The organism is Lactobacillus amylolyticus DSM 11664 (assembly GCF_000178475.1).
Lineage (GTDB): Bacteria > Bacillota > Bacilli > Lactobacillales > Lactobacillaceae > Lactobacillus > Lactobacillus amylolyticus.
In genome coordinates, this window is record NZ_ADNY01000066.1 from 1 (window position 1) to 16,139 (window position 16,139).

A 16,139-nucleotide genomic window follows, 5' to 3' on the forward strand; every position below is an offset into this window, starting at 1 on the left:
TTTAATGGTTGCTTGATTCTCTTCATTTACTCTCTATCAACAGGATTTGACAAAGAGCCATAAAAAAAGTGCCTGCATTAACAGACACTTCTTTCTCTTTTATTAAAGACGAATTTCAGGTTTAGGACTTCTGCCCATCATCTTTTTAATTTCTTCATCAACATCAGCATCTTCGTAAAGAACACGGTAAACTGCTTCACTAATTGGCATATCGATGTTCTTTTCTTGAGCTAATTCATGGACAGCTTTAACTGTAGTAGCACCTTCAACAACTTGGCCCATGTTCTTCAATACATAATCTAAGCTCTTGCCTTCACCAATTTGCTTACCAGCACGCCAGTTTCTTGAGTTAACTGAAGTACAAGTTACAATCAAATCACCAATACCTGCTAAACCACTGAAGGTCATTGGCTTAGCACCAAAATAGTTAACACCCAAACGGGTAATTTCTGCAAGACCACGAGTCATTAAGGCAGCCTTAGCATCATCGCCGTATTTTTTACCAACTAAAATACCGGCAGCAATTGCAATTACGTTCTTCACGGCACCGCCAACTTCAACACCGATCAAATCATCATTGGTGTAGAAACGAACGTAGTTGTTAGAAAACTTCTTTTGCACAAACTTGGCATTTTCTTCATTTTCTGAAGCACAAGCAATCGCTGTCAAATCTTTTTGAGCAACGTTTTCTGCATGACTTGGGCCTGAAATAGCAACAATCTTGTCACTGTCGTTTGGATAAACCTCTTCAGTTAAAATTTCTGAAATCAGCTTCTTGCTTCCTGGTTCAATCCCTTTGGTAGCAGTCACAAGCAATGGCTTAGCACCCGTTTTATCAAAAACTTTGCGTACATTTTTAGCAACAATTCTAACAGCTTTGGTTGGTAATACGAATAAGACGATCTCTGCACCATCCAAAGCTTTTTCAAGGTCTCCAGTTGCTGAAGTGGTTGGGTTTAGCTTCCAATCCTTCATGTAATGGCTGTTAGTATGAGTAGCATTGATTTCTTCATTTACTTTATCGATGTTACCGTAAAGAATTACGTCATTACCATTATCAGCGAGCATGGAACCCAACACCGAGCCCCATGAACCATTACCTAAAACTGCAATTTTTGTCATTTTATCTCTCAATCTTTCTAACTGAATTTCTTCTATCTCGTATATGGATATTTTAAACCACTACCATCAAGATACCACTTTGGCTTAACTTTGACACGACGATAGATCAATAAAATCAATGTCACTATAAATAAAATTAAGCTCAAGGCCTGTGATACTCGAATTATACCGAAAATATACAAACTATCCGTTCGCAATCTTTCAACAAAGAATCTGACTATCGAATACCATAATAAGTATGACATAAAAACTTCGCCCTGTTTATAAAAATATTTTTTATGGCGCAAACTTAAGATAATTATTAATCCTATTAGATTAAAAAAGGATTCATAAAGAAACGTTGGCTGATAATAGACTCCACCGATTTTCATTTGTTGAATAATAAATTCTGGCAAGTGCAAGCTTTGTAGAAAATGCAAGGTAGTCGGTCCACCATGGGCCTCTTGATTAACAAAATTGCCCCAGCGACCCAAAATTTGAGCAGCCATGACTCCGGGAGCAATGATGTCCAACATCAAAAATGGCGGCAGCCTTCTTTTATAGCAGAAGACAAGCAAAACGATCAGGCCGGCAATTAAACCGCCATAAATCGCTATTCCACCATTCCAGATCGCAATAATCTGATCAGGATGCTGTGAATAATAGCCCCATTCAAAAATAACATAATAAATCCGGGCACCGACATAGCCTAAAGGTACCGCCCATAGCAATAAGTCAACAAAGTCATTACTCATGATATGTCGCTTTTTGCCTTCGCTAATTGACATCCAAGTAGCCAGGACAATTGCTACTGCCATGATAACGCCATACCATTTGACGCTAAAATTGCCAATTTGGATGGCATTACGGTTTAGTGCACAGAAAATCATTTTTGATTATTTTCTCTTTTCGTATCTTTTCTAGAATTGTTAGAAATCAAATTTGCTAAATTATCATCAAAGACTTGGGTGGCATCATAGCCCATTTTCTTAGCTCTGAAGTTCATTGCTGCAACTTCAATAATGATTTCAATATTGCGTCCAACCTTAACTGGAATCGTTACTTGTGGAATTGCAACATTGCATATTTCACGCGTGTCTTCATCAAAGCCCAGTCGGTCGTAATTGGCATTCTTATCCCAGTTGACCAAGTTGATCACTAATTGAATTTCCGTTCTGTCTTTTACAGCACCGGCACCAAAGAGGTTCATAACATCAATAATACCAATTCCACGAATTTCCATTAGGTGCTTCAAAATCTTAGGGGCTTCACCCATGACAGTTTCATGGTCTTTTTGATAAACGTCAACCCGATCGTCTGCGATTAAACGGTGGCCACGTTGAACCAGACCTAAGGCAGTTTCAGACTTACCAACACCAGATACACCTGTCAAAAGCACACCCATACCTTTGATTTCAACCAAAACACCGTGGATGCTGGTTCTAGCTGCCAATCTTTGCCGCAAATAATCCGTCAAAATACTTGATAAGTAGGTTGTGGAATCAGCCGATTGCAAAATAGGAATTTTAGCTTCATCGGCTGCTTGCTTTAATTCTTCAGGAATTGGCAAAGAACGTGAAATTAAAAAGCAAGGGGTATTAGGCGTACACATTTTTTTAAAAACATGCGTCCGAATATCATGATCAAGCCGAGCCGCATAAGAGATTTCAGTACGACCCAACAATTGAATTCGCTGCTTTGGATAAAAGTCAAAATAGCCGGTTAATTCAAGGCCAGGCCGATAAATATCTGAAACTTTAATCTCCTTATCGGCAACGTAGCTTTCTCCTTCATAGATATGAAGAATGCTGATATCACGAATTAATTTAGTTAATTTTACCGATTCTACCATTTTTTGCCTCATCTAATAATGGACTAATTCTAATCTGGGTTTTCTTGACTTAAGCGCCACTGCAAATAGGCATAAATAAACGGCTGCAATTTGCCATCCATTACCCCCTTAACATCAGCTGTTTCATAGTTGGTGCGCAGATCTTTAACCAGATTATAAGGATGGAAAACATATGAACGAATCTGTGAACCCCAGCCGATTTCTTTTTGATCGCCCTTAAGTGCCTGCTTTTGCTTTCTCTTCTTTTCTTCTTCCAAATGGAAAAGCTTAGCTCGCAATTCATTCATCGCTGTCTCGCGGTTTTGCAATTGAGAACGCTGAGCCTGAGAAGTCGTTACAATTCCAGTAGGCAAGTGGGTAATTCTTACCGCACTTGAAGTTTTATTAATGTGCTGACCGCCAGCACCACTAGAACGATAAACATCAATTCGTAAATCTTTGGGATCAATATCAATTTTAATACTATCGTCTATTTCTGGAATAACTTCTACAGAGGCAAATGAAGTGTGCCTTCTTTTAGCAGAGTCGAATGGCGAAATTCTAACCAAACGGTGCACGCCATTTTCAGACTTCAGCATCCCATAGGCATTCTTGCCACTTACTCGAATGCTAACGCTCTTTACACCAGCTTCTTCACCTGGCTCATAGTCATTGATCTCAAACTTAAAGCCAACACTCTCGCAGTATCGCTGATACATTCTCAGTAGCATGCTAGCCCAATCCATTGCTTCCGTTCCACCTGCACCAGGATGAATTTCAACCAAGGCATTATGACTGTCATATTTGCCCGACATAAGCAAGTCTAGCTCATAATTATGAAAAGCAGACTGCAGATGAGTTAAATTGTTTTCAACTTCTTCCTGCAGCTCCTTATCTGGCTCTTCTTTGATTAATTCAAGAGCTGTCGTTTCATCTTCATATTCCTTTTTCAATTCAAGAAAGGAATCTCTTTTTTCTTTTAAAAGATTGGTTTCACTAATTAATTTTTGAGCCTGATCCTGATCATTCCAAAAGTTCGGCTCTGCCATTTTTTGTTCATTGATTCCGATGCTTTCATCAATTGCATCTAAGTCAAAGAGACCCCCTAAAGTGATCTAAACGCTTCTTCAAATCGTCTAGCACACTTTGAATTTCACTAATTTCCATTGCTTCCCTTTTCAAAAAAGAGGAGAAAACTCATTGCTTTCTCCCTCTCTCATTATCTACTTAAGTTTTGTCTGATTTCTGCTTTCATGAACAAACGAGTTACATCAAATTCAATGTTTGAAATCATTTCTTCAAACATTCTGTAACCAGAATCTTGGTATTCAACCAATGGGTTCAATTGACCATAACCACGAAGACCAATTGATTGCCGCAATTGATCCATTGCATCAATATGGTCAGTCCAACGATCGTCAACCACCCGTAAGATGACTACCTTTTCAAACTCAAGCATTTGTGATGGATCGCCAAGAGCTTTTTCTTTTTCTTCGAAGTTCTTTTCTACGATATCATAAAGTTTTTGCTTTAAATCCTTAACGCTAATCGTCTTGTAATCAATTGAATCAGCAACTTCTTCATTGGTTAAACTTGAAACGATAAAGTCACGCAGTGAGTCAACACGCCAATCTTTATGATCACCTTGAGCAAACATGTTGATTTGGTGGTCAATTGTTCGGTGAATCATTGGAATAAGAACATCTTTCAATGATTTGTCAGCTTCAATGACTTGCATTCTTTCACCGTAAATGATTTCACGCTGAATTCTCATAACATCATCGTATTGCAGTGTTTGTTTACGAGTATCGTAGTTGTTACCTTCAACACGTTTTTGAGCTGATTCAACTTGACGCGTGATCAAACGACTTTCAATAACTTTATCATCATCATTATCAGATAGACGGTCCAAGAAGTCCTTTACTCTATCTCCACCAAAACGCTTCATCAAATCGTCTTCAAGTGAAAGGTAGAACCGAGTATAACCAGGGTCACCTTGACGACCAGAACGTCCACGAAGCTGGTTATCGATACGACGCGACTCGTGTCTTTCAGTACCAATAACAGCTAAACCGCCAAGTTCTTTAACACCAGGCCCTAATTTAATATCAGTACCACGACCAGCCATGTTAGTGGCAATCGTAACTGCTCCACGTTGACCAGCATTCATAATAATTGCGGCTTCCTTAGCGTGGTTTTTAGCGTTCAAAACTGCGTGAGGAATACCTGCTTGATCAAGCATCTTGCTCAAACGCTCTGAGCTTTCAATTGAAACCGTACCAACCAAAACAGGTTGTCCCTTAGCGTGACGCTTTTTAATTTCTTCAACAACAGCACGGAATTTTGAATCCAAAGTTGGGTAAAGAATATCAGGCATATCTTTTCTGACAATTGGCCGGTTTGTAGGAATAGTGATTACCTGCATGTTGTAAATTTCACGGAATTCTTCTTCTTCAGTTTTTGCAGTACCAGTCATCCCTGACAATTTCTTATACATTCTGAAGAAGTTCTGGTAGGTAATCGTTGCTTGAGTCTTAGATTCCTCTTGAATCTTAACTCCTTCTTTTGCTTCAATAGCTTGGTGCAAACCGTCTGAATAACGACGGCCTTCCATTACACGTCCAGTAAATGAATCAACGATCATTACTTCGCCGTTTTGAACAACGTAGTCAATATCCTTCTGCATAATGTAATTTGCACGCAAAGCTTGATCAATGTGGTGAACAAGTTTTTGGTTTTCAACATCGTACAGGTTCTTCAAGCCAAAGTGCTTGCAGGCCTTTTCAATTCCAGTTCTTGTCAATGAAATGGTCTTAGTTGGCCAGTCGATCTTGTAATCGCCTTGATCTACATCTGAAGCTTCATCTTCTTCATCATCGCTCTTGTCTTCACGCAAAGTCTTAACAAAGCGGTCAGCACGAATATAGTCACGATTAGCTTGTTCAGCTTGACCAGAAATAATCAATGGCGTTCTCGCTTCATCAATCAAAATTGAGTCAACCTCATCAATAATGGCATAGTTTAAAGGACGTTGAACCATTTGTTCCTTATAAACAACCATGTTATCACGCAAGTAATCAAAACCAAGTTCTGAGTTGGTTGAATAAGTAACATCACAGTTATATGCTTCACGCTTTTCATCAGGTGACATTGAGTTTAAATTTAAGCCAACAGTTAAGCCAAGCCACTTGTAAAGCTGACCCATTTCGCTTTCGTCACGGCTTGCTAAATATTCGTTAACCGTAACAACGTGAACCCCTTTACCTTCAAGGGCATTCAAATAAACTGGCATTGTGGCAGTCAAAGTCTTACCTTCACCAGTCATCATTTCAGCAATATTACCAAAGTGTAAAGCAATCCCACCTAAGATTTGAACATGGAATGGATATAAGCCTAAAACACGCTTTGCTCCTTCACGAGAAACAGCAAAAGCTTCTGGCAAAATGTCATCCAAAGTTTCACCGTTCTTTAAACGTTTACGAAATTCTGGTGTTTTTGCTTTTAATTCTTCATCGGAAAGCTTGCTCATTTCGTCAGCATAGCTTTCAACTTTTTTTGCAATCTTTTCAAATTTTTTCAATTCACGCTTATCAGCGTTATAAAGTTTCTTTAAAATATTTGCCATTAAATCGGCCCCTTATATGTCGAAAGTCCAAAAATACATTTTAATTCTACCATAATTGCGATCAAATTAAAAATATTCGCTTCATTAAATATCAAAGCAATAAAAAAGTCTGGAAAAACCAGACTCAAAAAACTATTACTAAGTTTTTGTTATTCATTAGTTTCGATTAAGCCGTAACGGCCATCGTTTCTGCGGTAAACAACGCTTGTACCATTAGTTTCAGCGTCTTGGAATACAAAGAAGTCATGTCCCAACATATCCATTTGCAAAATAGCTTCTTCTGGATCCATTGGTTTCAAGCTAACACGCTTGTTACGAACGATATCAAATTTAGCTGGCTTCTTTTCTTCTTCTTCAGGAGCTTCAACAAAGAAGTCGTGCAAACCTTTTTCACGGCTCTTTCTGTTTACACGGGTCTTGTACTTTTTGATTTGACGTTCCAATTTTTCTGAAACGAAGTCAATACTGCGATACATATCGTCCGTGGTTTCTTCAGCTCTCAAAACTAAGTAAGGTAATAGAATAGTTACCTCTACTTTTGCTGAGTGATCACGGTAAACCTTTAAGTTAACGTGGGCAATCACATCTTGAGATAATTCAAAGTATTTCTCCAATTTATTCAAACGTTTTTCAACGTAGCTTCTTAAGGCATCAGTAACTTCAATATTTTCGCCACGAACATTGTATTTTAACATATAAGATTCTCCTTTCACCGTTATGCGTTTTTTCTTTACAATTTCATTATACCAGAAAATGTAAGCGTTTAGCATTAATTTAATAACAATTGATTAATGACAAATTGCAAAGCTTTCAATTTTTGCTTGTGGAAACACTTCTAAGAGCTTGTCTCGCGCATTATATAGGGTTCTTCCCGTGGTATAAATGTCATCTAATAATAAGAATCTGTCATTACTAATATTATCTTTGATTGGGGCATCTTTAGCAACAAAAAAGCCTTGTGGCGTTAGCAGCCGTTGACGCTTATTCTTTTCACCCTGTGCTCCTGTGCCTTCTTTCTTTTTTAGAAAATAGCTAAGCGGCAGCAAATCTGCAAAGATTGCACTAACTGTATCAAATTGTCTTCGTTTTTGATGCTCCGGTGATGTAGGTACTGGTACGTAATAATCAAAATGGTATTCTTGAATTTCTTTTCGAATCAACTCTTGCAAAATTTCTCGAAGACAGTAATCGCCGTAACGTTTATAATTCACCAGTAAGTCATGAAAAGCATCACTGTAACGGTAAACAGCATGATTTTTAAGCAAATTATCGGGATAAATCTTTTGCCAATCTTGACAGTCCAAACATAGTCCGCTTTTTTCCACATTTTTATCACAATTTGGACAGCGTGTTTTGCCTAATCTTGGAAAACGTTTAAGACATTGCCGACAAAGACGGCCTTGTCTCTTTTTTTGCGTTGATAAAAGATCCAGCAAGTTGAAATCAGCAGCGAAATACTGACCACAGAACAGACATTCAATCATCGATTCATCTCCTTAATTTGCTTGATTGCTAAATCAATCTTGGCCGTATATTTGTGATAGCAATAAAGCACTAGCCCATCTTGATCGTTTTTATCTCTACCAACTCTGCCGGCAATTTGAACTAAACTCGCTGTAGTATAAATTGGATCATCAGCCGCAACAATAATAACCCACACATGTTTGAAAGTTACGCCTCGTTCTAAGATAGTCGTTGTGATCAATAAATCTAGTTGTCCTTCACGAAACTGTTGGACTTTCTTAATTCTTTCGCTATCTGCAGCATGGACGCCGGCAATGTGCACTTTTTTCAAATCAGGGTCGGTCCTTAGTGCCTGCAAATAAATATTAACTTCATCTATTCGTGGAACAAATAAAAGCAAAGGATGGTCCGTCGCTAAAACTTTTTTTACTTCCCGCAATAGATTTGGATTAATTTTATTCTTTTTCAGAAATGGTCGTAAAAACAATTTTTCTTTAGGTACAGGCAACAATCCACCATGAAACCGGCGATTTAATTTGACGATTTCTAATTCGCCGCTTTTTGCCTCTAAGAGCAGGTCTTCCGTTGGCGTAGCTGTTAAATAAACACGAACTCCCGTCTTTTTTACTGCATTCTTAGCCGCAAAGTGCAACTGACTGTTTCCTACATAAGGAAATGAGTCAACTTCATCAATAACTAAAAGGTCAAATGCCTGATAAAACTTTAGCAATTGGTGCGTTGTGCAAATCGTCAATTGATCGTTTCCCGGATCATGATATTCACGGCCATGATATTTGCCAATTTTAATTTTGGCAAAGGCTGCTTCAAAACGAGGATAGAGCTCATTTACAACGTCAATTCGCGGCGTCGCTATACAAGCTCGTTTTCCCTCTTTCATGCAAGCAGCAATCAATTCAAACAACATTTCTGTTTTACCGGCCCCTGTAACAGCGTGAACCAAAGTATTCTTCTTTTTGTTAAAATTTTCCAGCAAGGCCGTTGACACTTTTTGCTGCTGCGATGTTAATTCTCCTTGCCAAGTCATTCCGCCATTTTTTAATTTTGGAAAAAGCCGATTATCTGCTGGCAGGCGAATCAAACTGTCTCCTTCACAGATTCGTCCCAGCCCAATGCAGGCACGACAATATTTTTTACCTGATGGCAATTCTCCTGAAACACGGCTGCCACAACGATTGCAATAAAAGTTTTCAATTGCTGGAATTTTATTAGTATCTGCACTTATGCTAAAATTCTGTTGATTGCTCGTCCATTGTCGACCAGCTAATTGGGGTGAATTTTCCATTTTTTGCCCTCCTAAAATATATATACGTAAAAAGAGGCGATTTTTTGTCAAAAAATGAAAATTTCTTAACTATCAAAGAAAATGGCACTAACGAGATTATTATTAAAAAAAGCAGATTCATTGCCAGCATAGCACGCAGCAATACGGTTGAAGAAGCAATGGCATTTATTAAAAAAATAAGCAAAAAGTACCATGATGCAAATCACAATACTTATGCTTACACAATTGGTCTCAATGATGATCAAGTAAAGGCTAGCGACAACGGTGAGCCTTCAGGTACGGCTGGCATCCCTGAATTGAGAGCACTCCAACTGATGAAGCTTAAAAACGTGACTGTGGTCGTTACCAGATATTTTGGCGGCATTAAGCTGGGGGCCGGCGGATTAATCAGAGCCTATTCAAACAGCGTAACCCAAGCTGCCGAAAAGATTGGCGTCATTAAACGGGGTCTACAGCAAGAACTGATCTTTTCTGTTGCCTATAATCGCTTCGATGAAGTTAACCACTACCTTAAAGAAAAACAAATTTTAATTGCAGATACCAATTATGCAACTGATGTTCAAATTAAAGTTTTTCTGGATGAAGAAAACCAAAAGCAATTTGAAGATGATTTAACTAATTTGTTGGCTGGCAAAGTAAAGTTCACGTTAGGCGAAAAGCGCTACAATGAAATGCCCGTGACGCAAAACAATTTTCATGAACAATAAAAATGAGCTTGAGAAAAATTATCTCAAACTCATTTTTGTTTTACTTATTTTTCTTATCGTCTTGAACTTTAAATTGCTTATCCGGACGTTTTAATTGATTTGGCTTTTCCTCACCCAAATGCCAAACCTCAACTTTTGGATCCCTCGTACTTCGAGAACTGATAACTTTCTGCATCAAATGCATGAGCGGTTTGTATTTTTCACCTAAAAGTCCAATTGATTCAACAAATAATTCAAGGGCAAACAACAATGACAGAATTAATGGCCAAATTCCCCAAGTTGGTGAAAGCAGGAACAACAATGAAATAAAAGAAAAAATTAAAGATAAAGCATAAATTGTCAAAACTGTTTGTCGATGAGTCAATCCCATCTTCATTAATTGGTGGTGCAAGTGATGCTTATCGGCCTGCGAAACTGGGTGCTTGTTCAGCTTCCGCCGAATCATCGCATAAACGGTATCAGTAATTGGAACCCCTAAAATGATAATTGGGACCAGCAATGAAATGAAAGTAACGTTTTTCAAGCCTTTAAGCGAGAAAATCGAAATCATGAACCCAATATACAATGCTCCCGTATCACCCAAGAAAATTTTGGCTGGATGAAAATTGTACGGTAAAAAGCCCAATAAACAGGCCGCCAGCATAAAGCAAGCAATTGGAACATACAGTTCATGGGTATGTAAAAAGAAGTAGCCGACGATTCCCATCGTAGTTAGAGAAATCATCGATACGCCATCAGCTAAACCATCAAGCCCGTCAATCAGATTGACGGCATTAGTCAAAGCCAGAATCCAAAAAATGGTGATTGGCAGGCTCCACCAGCCTAAAGTTATTTCATGGTGAATGAACGGCAGATTAATAACATCCATTCGGATGCCTGCAAAGAAATAAACCACCAGGGATGCGATAAAGATGCCAAACATCTTCTGTCGAGGCTTTAATTCAAGAATATCATCAATCATACCGGTCAAGACAATAACGCTTGAGGCAAGCAAAATTGAGAATAATTCATGGGTTGGAAATTGCTCACGCAAAAGAATAAAGCAACCGATATTAAAAGTCACGAAAATACCCAAGCCACCAATTGTAGGCATGGGCTTTTTGTTAACTCTTCTTGCATTAGGATTATCTACGGCTCCTAAAACAAAGGCCAATCTTCGAATAAACGGCGTGATGGCCGCCTGGATAATGACCAGAAAGAATAAATCAACAATAATTTTAAACATTTTTGACTGCTTTCTTTAAGAAGTTTTCCTCTCATTATACAAGGACTTTGAGATAACAATCAAGTTTAAGTAAAGCAAAAAGCGCTCAGCTCTTATGCCGAACGCTTATTTAGCAATTGCAAACACTCGTTTTTCACGAATAACCGTAATCTTAATATTACCTGGGTAATCAAGTTCTTTTTCAACTTGGTTCTTAATGTCCCGTGCCAATACAGTGATACGATCGTCTGAAATTTCATCAGGCTCAACCATAACCCGGACTTCACGTCCTGCTTGAATCGCATAAGCCTGCTTTACTCCTTGGTAGCTCTTGGCTATGTCTTCAAGTTCAGTCAGCCGTCTAATGTAGTTTTCAAGACTTTCGCTTCTTGCACCCGGACGAGCTGAAGAAATCGTATCTGCCGCTACTACAAGTTCAGCAATAAACGATAACTTCGGTACATCTCCGTGGTGAGCCGCAATCGCATTAACTACTATATCTGATTCATGATATTTACGAGTCAATTCAACCCCAATCTCAACGTGTGAGCCTTCAATATCATGATCAATTGCTTTACCAATATCGTGTAATAATCCCGCGCGAACTGCTAGTTTTTCATCTAGACCAAGTTCTGCAGCCATTGTACCTGCTAATTTTGCAACTTCAATTGAGTGTGCTAAAACATTTTGACCATAAGAAGTACGATATTTAAGTCGGCCTAAAGTCTTCACTAATTCAGGATTCATCCGGTGAATTCCCAAATCCATCAAAGCACTTTCACCTGCTTCATAGATATCGTCATTTACTTCTTTACGGGCCTTATCAACCATCTCTTCAATGCGAGCTGGATGAATTCGACCATCCTTAATCAAACGCTGCATTGCTCTTTTGGCAATTTCTCGTCTGATTGGATCAAAGCCGCTCAAAGTAACGACCTTTGGCGTGTCATCAATAATTAAGTCGATTCCTGTCAAAGCTTCAAAGGAACGAATATTGCGTCCCTCACGGCCAATAATTCTGCCCTTCATTTCTTCATTTGGCAAATCAACTACAGAAACCGTGGTTTCTGCAACTGTATCAGCTGCCGAGCTTTGAATCGCATCAACCAATATTTGATTAGCAAAACGATCAGCTTTAGCTTGAACTTCTTCATTGCTATTTCTAATCATTTCAGCTCGTTCTTTAACCAATTCATCTGAGAGCTGACTCAAAACAAGCTTCTTAGCTTGTTCCTTATCCAGATCAGCCACCTCATAAAGTTTTTGTCGACGTTTTTCGACTAACTCATTGGCATATTCTAGCTTTTTGTTTAAATTAGCTTCTTGCTGCTTTAATTGATCTTCTTTTCGTGAGAGGCCAGATTCTTTTTCCTCCAATAAAGATTTTTGATGATCAAGAGTATCTTCACGCTGTCCTAGACGATTCTGCAAACGTAAAATTTCATCACGTTTTTGATTCAAACTGTCTTCGATTTTTTGTCGATATTCTTGAATTTCTTCTTGTGCTTCAAGAATTTTTTCTTTTTTGGTGTTTTCTGCACTTTGTTTAACTGCTTCCGCAGCCTGTTTTTGTGCATTTACTTCAGCTTCAACAGCAGTAACCTGTGCCTTGGCATCAGCAAGAATGTGGTCAGCATCATTCTGTGCATTTTGGGCTTTCTTTTCCCAAGAATTTTTTCGAATTGCATAGCCTGCGCCTAATCCCACTAAAAGTGAAACAATAGCAACCACGGCGGAAATTAAAATTTCATTTACCATCATTACTATCGCCTTTTTTAGAATTATTCACACAGTTTTATGATAAAGAACTGGAATGCACATGTCAATCAACAAGAAAAAACCTTGGAATTAAAATCCAAGGTCAAGGTTGATTTCTCCAACTTTATTTGCTTTTACTGGCTGCTTCTTTTTTCTCGGCAGTTTCTTTTGCTTCTTCGCTCTTTTCAGCGGTTTCACGTTTTTCTTTTATCTTTTCAGGATTTTCACGGTCGGCAATGGATTTTTCATCAATACCATAAGCTTGACGAACTTGAGTTTCAATCTCTTGATAAATATCTGGGTGATCTTCCAAGTATTTCTTAGCATTTTCACGTCCTTGTCCAATTCGATCAGACTTATATGAATACCATGATCCAGCTTTATCGATAATATCCTTATCAGCTGCCATATCCAAAAGCTCACCACTTTGTGAGATGCCTTTGCCATACATAATATCTACTTCGGCAACCTTAAATGGTGGGGCAACTTTGTTCTTAACAACCTTAATCTTAACGCGGTTACCTAAAACATCACCAGACTGCTTAATTTGTTCAGCTCTTCTTACTTCAAGTCTAATCGTTGAGTAGAACTTCAAAGCACGACCACCTGGCGTAGTTTCAGGGTTACCAAACATGACACCGACCTTTTCGCGAATCTGGTTAATGAAGATTGCAATGGTTTTTGTCTTAGAAATTGTTCCTGAAAGCTTTCTAAGAGCCTGGCTCATAAGACGAGCCTGCAAACCAACATGGGCATCACCCATTTCACCTTCAATTTCTGCTCGTGGAACCAAGGCAGCAACTGAATCGACAACTAAAATGTCGATAGCACCACTGGAAATTAAAGTATCAGCGATCTGCAGACCTTCTTCACCAGTATTTGGTTGTGACAAAATCAAAGAATCAATATCAACGCCTAAAGCTTCCGCATAAGCTGGATCCATAGCGTTTTCGGCATCGATATAAGCAGCCGTACCACCGCGCTTTTGTACTTCAGCTACGGCATGCAAAGCAACCGTTGTCTTACCTGAAGATTCAGGACCATATACTTCAATAATTCTCCCACGTGGATAGCCACCAACACCAAGGGCTGCATCCAATGCAATTGAGCCGGTTGGGACAGTTGAAATTTGCGTATCGGCTTTTTCACCCATCCGCATAACAGCGCCCTTACCAAAGTTCTTTTCAATCTTTTTGAGGGCCGCATCTAAGGCAGCCTTTTTTTCATCTTTGGCCAAACTATTTACCTCCTATGGACATTACATATTAATTATACTTTGACTCTTTAGCAGATTGCAAGGAAAAAGCGAACGAGCGTTCAAGAATTTTATCCTCCATATTATAAATACGAAAAAAATTGCTATTTTACCGTAGAAAATAAAAAAGATTGGATAAATCCAATCTTTTTTATGATTTATTTGATTATCAAACTACATTGAGCCCTTGAATACGCCCCATGATGAATGGAAATAATCGTAACCGGAGTAAACGGCAAAGATTAAAGCGATGTAAAGCAAAACAGTTCCGAGATATAATGGATCACCTAAAAGCAAGAAAATAATTGAAAGCATTTGTGCTGTGGTCTTGATCTTGCCTGGCATTTTAGCAGCGATAACTTCACCATCATTTTCAACAACGATTAAACGTAAACCAGTTACTGCAAGTTCACGACAAACAATAATTGCAACTACCCATGCTGGAGCTAAATTAAGTGAAACCAAGAAAATGAAGGCAGTCATTGTCAACATCTTATCAGCAAGTGGGTCAGCAAACTTACCGAAGTTGGTAACCAAATTGCGTGAACGAGCAATATGACCATCAAGCCAGTCAGTAGCAGAAGCTACTGCAAATACTACAACAGCAATCACTTGAAGCCAAGAAATTACCGTTCCGTGTGCTACACCGACTGTAGCAGTATAGCCGCCTGTTGCTCCTCTAAAAATAATAAGCAACATAAATACTGGAATCATAAAGATTCTAAACATTGTTAATTTATTAGGTAAATTCATTTTTATCTCCTCTAAAATACCACTCTAATCAAACTAACGGTTACCAGCGTCATTGCCTTTATCGTTATTGTTTTGACTGCTTTGTTGGCCTTTACCGCTTTGACCTTGGTTGTTTTGGTCATTTTTAGTCTGGTTTCTCTGCGTAGTTGAAGATTGCGTTTGACTTGATTGAGTCTGACTCTGATGACTGCTGCTTTGTTGCTTGTTGTATGAGTTAGTAGTTGAACTGCTCTGTGTACTGCTTTGCGTGCTTGAGCTAGAAGAACTGCTTTGTGAACTTGCTTTACCAATCAGCAAGGTAATTGTTCTAGATTGACCAGTGGTAGTATATGGGACTTTTTTACCGGCAATCTTAATTGAAGTATCAGTATCATTACTCAAAGTAATAGCAACAGTTTTGGCACCGCTTGACAAGTTCAAGCTATCTTTGCTGTTTGCAGCAATGGCCTTACGTTGCACTGTAGCCCCATTAACAGTAACTGTAGCAGTTACGGCTTGAGAACCAGCTTTAATAGTCAACTTGCGGTTATTTTTAAGCCCGGTAACACGATATTGGTTGTTGCCCAAAGAAGTTACCTTAACATTGCTCTTCTTAACAGCCGAAGATGAGCTTGACTTAGAAGAAGTTTGTGAAGAAACAGCCACATTGTTGTCATTATTACTGCTTTGTCCACTTGAAGAAAGACGCGCATATAAGAAGTAGACTACTAAGACGACGATGATTACGCCTAAACAAATAGCAATCCGTGGCAAATAGTTCTTCCACATATTTTTCTTATTATCTGTGGTCTCACGAACTTCCTCACTCTTGTTGTCAATTGAATTTTCAACATATTCATCTGGATCAGACTCCGGTACATCTTGTTTATAATCACTCAACAATTCCTTACCATCTAATCCGACGATTTGAGCATATTGTCTAATAAATGCTCTGACATAAAAATCACCAGGAAGCTTATCAAAATCGTTCTGTTCGATTGCCTCCAAATATCTGCTTTGAATCTTTGTTGCCTTTTCAATATCCGCAATCGAAAGACCTTTAGCTTCTCTAGCACTGCGTAATTTATCTCCGATATCAGCCATATTTACCTCTTCAAATTTTAGATTAACAAATTGAGTATACCATAAATTTAAATTT

The 16,139-nt window shown here is 38.6% G+C and carries 14 protein-coding genes; 1 reads left to right on the top strand and 13 read right to left on the bottom strand.

All coding sequences use genetic code 11. From position 1 onward, the window contains the following. Window positions 1–102 precede the first annotated feature (102 nt). The 8 genes from HMPREF0493_RS07005 to HMPREF0493_RS07040 form a co-directional block, all read right to left on the bottom strand. Window positions 103–1,122 carry an NAD(P)H-dependent glycerol-3-phosphate dehydrogenase gene (locus HMPREF0493_RS07005; protein WP_006352625.1) on the bottom strand — a complete coding sequence of 340 codons (1,020 nt, stop codon included), beginning with the start codon at window positions 1,120–1,122 and terminating at the stop codon, window positions 103–105. Between the two features lie 32 nt (window positions 1,123–1,154). Then, window positions 1,155–1,991 carry a prolipoprotein diacylglyceryl transferase gene (lgt, locus tag HMPREF0493_RS07010; protein WP_006352626.1) on the bottom strand — a complete coding sequence of 279 codons (837 nt, stop codon included), beginning with the start codon at window positions 1,989–1,991 and terminating at the stop codon, window positions 1,155–1,157. Further along, on the bottom strand, window positions 1,988–2,953 hold the full coding sequence (gene hprK, locus HMPREF0493_RS07015; RefSeq protein WP_040457401.1) for an HPr(Ser) kinase/phosphatase: 966 nt from the start codon (window positions 2,951–2,953) through the stop codon (window positions 1,988–1,990). The genes lgt and hprK overlap by 4 nt, the downstream gene beginning before the upstream one ends. A 29-nt stretch (window positions 2,954–2,982) precedes the next feature. Beyond that, window positions 2,983–4,099 (bottom strand): peptide chain release factor 2 gene (gene prfB, locus HMPREF0493_RS07020; protein WP_127345674.1). Its coding sequence is split into 2 segments (ribosomal slippage): window positions 2,983–4,026 and window positions 4,028–4,099, totalling 1,116 coding nucleotides; the frame shifts between segments, so codons are not numbered across the junction. 52 nt (window positions 4,100–4,151) lie between these two features. Next, complete coding sequence (gene secA / locus HMPREF0493_RS07025) at window positions 4,152–6,557, bottom strand: preprotein translocase subunit SecA (protein WP_006352629.1); 2,406 nt, start codon at window positions 6,555–6,557, stop codon at window positions 4,152–4,154. Window positions 6,558–6,706: 149 nt separating this feature from the next. Continuing rightward, complete coding sequence (hpf, locus tag HMPREF0493_RS07030; RefSeq protein WP_040457402.1) at window positions 6,707–7,252, bottom strand: ribosome hibernation-promoting factor, HPF/YfiA family; 546 nt, start codon at window positions 7,250–7,252, stop codon at window positions 6,707–6,709. A 93-nt stretch (window positions 7,253–7,345) separates the two neighbouring features. Next, complete coding sequence (locus HMPREF0493_RS07035) at window positions 7,346–8,041, bottom strand: ComF family protein (protein WP_006352631.1); 696 nt, start codon at window positions 8,039–8,041, stop codon at window positions 7,346–7,348. Further along, entirely contained in the window at window positions 8,038–9,324 is a 1,287-nt protein-coding gene (locus tag HMPREF0493_RS07040; RefSeq protein ID WP_006352632.1) for an ATP-dependent helicase ComFA, read from the bottom strand. The genes HMPREF0493_RS07035 and HMPREF0493_RS07040 overlap by 4 nt, the downstream gene beginning before the upstream one ends. A gap of 44 nt (window positions 9,325–9,368) precedes the next feature. Between HMPREF0493_RS07040 and HMPREF0493_RS07045 the strand changes: the two genes are divergently transcribed. Then, on the top strand, window positions 9,369–10,031 hold the full coding sequence (locus HMPREF0493_RS07045) for a YigZ family protein (protein WP_040457403.1): 663 nt from the start codon (window positions 9,369–9,371) through the stop codon (window positions 10,029–10,031). A gap of 40 nt (window positions 10,032–10,071) precedes the next feature. Here the strand turns inward: HMPREF0493_RS07045 and HMPREF0493_RS07050 are convergent, their stop codons facing one another. The 5 genes from HMPREF0493_RS07050 to HMPREF0493_RS07070 all read right to left on the bottom strand — a co-directional run bounded on the left by HMPREF0493_RS07050 (window position 10,072) and on the right by HMPREF0493_RS07070 (window position 16,084). After that, on the bottom strand, window positions 10,072–11,256 hold the full coding sequence (locus tag HMPREF0493_RS07050; RefSeq protein ID WP_006352634.1) for an MraY family glycosyltransferase: 1,185 nt from the start codon (window positions 11,254–11,256) through the stop codon (window positions 10,072–10,074). A 105-nt stretch (window positions 11,257–11,361) separates the two neighbouring features. After that, complete coding sequence (rny, locus tag HMPREF0493_RS07055) at window positions 11,362–12,996, bottom strand: ribonuclease Y (RefSeq protein ID WP_006352635.1); 1,635 nt, start codon at window positions 12,994–12,996, stop codon at window positions 11,362–11,364. Window positions 12,997–13,117: 121 nt separating this feature from the next. Beyond that, complete coding sequence (gene recA, locus HMPREF0493_RS07060; RefSeq protein WP_006352636.1) at window positions 13,118–14,230, bottom strand: recombinase RecA; 1,113 nt, start codon at window positions 14,228–14,230, stop codon at window positions 13,118–13,120. 192 nt (window positions 14,231–14,422) lie between these two features. Further along, entirely contained in the window at window positions 14,423–15,001 is a 579-nt protein-coding gene (pgsA, locus tag HMPREF0493_RS07065; RefSeq protein WP_006352637.1) for a CDP-diacylglycerol--glycerol-3-phosphate 3-phosphatidyltransferase, read from the bottom strand. Between the two features lie 33 nt (window positions 15,002–15,034). Next, entirely contained in the window at window positions 15,035–16,084 is a 1,050-nt protein-coding gene (locus HMPREF0493_RS07070) for a helix-turn-helix domain-containing protein (protein WP_006352638.1), read from the bottom strand. Between the last annotated feature and the right edge of the window lie 55 nt (window positions 16,085–16,139).

Bases quoted from the DNA above. Each gene is read 5' to 3' on its own strand.
- secA (WP_006352629.1), bottom strand. From the start codon at position 6,557: ATGGCAAATATTTTAAAGAAACTTTATAACGCTGATAAGCGTGAATTG.
- hpf (WP_040457402.1), bottom strand. From the start codon at position 7,252: ATGTTAAAATACAATGTTCGTGGCGAAAATATTGAAGTTACTGATGCC.
- HMPREF0493_RS07040 (WP_006352632.1), bottom strand. From the start codon at position 9,324: ATGGAAAATTCACCCCAATTAGCTGGTCGACAATGGACGAGCAATCAA.
- HMPREF0493_RS07035 (WP_006352631.1), bottom strand. From the start codon at position 8,041: ATGATTGAATGTCTGTTCTGTGGTCAGTATTTCGCTGCTGATTTCAAC.
- pgsA (WP_006352637.1), bottom strand. From the start codon at position 15,001: ATGAATTTACCTAATAAATTAACAATGTTTAGAATCTTTATGATTCCA.
- lgt (WP_006352626.1), bottom strand. From the start codon at position 1,991: ATGATTTTCTGTGCACTAAACCGTAATGCCATCCAAATTGGCAATTTT.
- hprK (WP_040457401.1), bottom strand. From the start codon at position 2,953: ATGGTAGAATCGGTAAAATTAACTAAATTAATTCGTGATATCAGCATT.
- HMPREF0493_RS07050 (WP_006352634.1), bottom strand. From the start codon at position 11,256: ATGTTTAAAATTATTGTTGATTTATTCTTTCTGGTCATTATCCAGGCG.
- HMPREF0493_RS07005 (WP_006352625.1), bottom strand. From the start codon at position 1,122: ATGACAAAAATTGCAGTTTTAGGTAATGGTTCATGGGGCTCGGTGTTG.
- rny (WP_006352635.1), bottom strand. From the start codon at position 12,996: ATGATGGTAAATGAAATTTTAATTTCCGCCGTGGTTGCTATTGTTTCA.
- HMPREF0493_RS07070 (WP_006352638.1), bottom strand. From the start codon at position 16,084: ATGGCTGATATCGGAGATAAATTACGCAGTGCTAGAGAAGCTAAAGGT.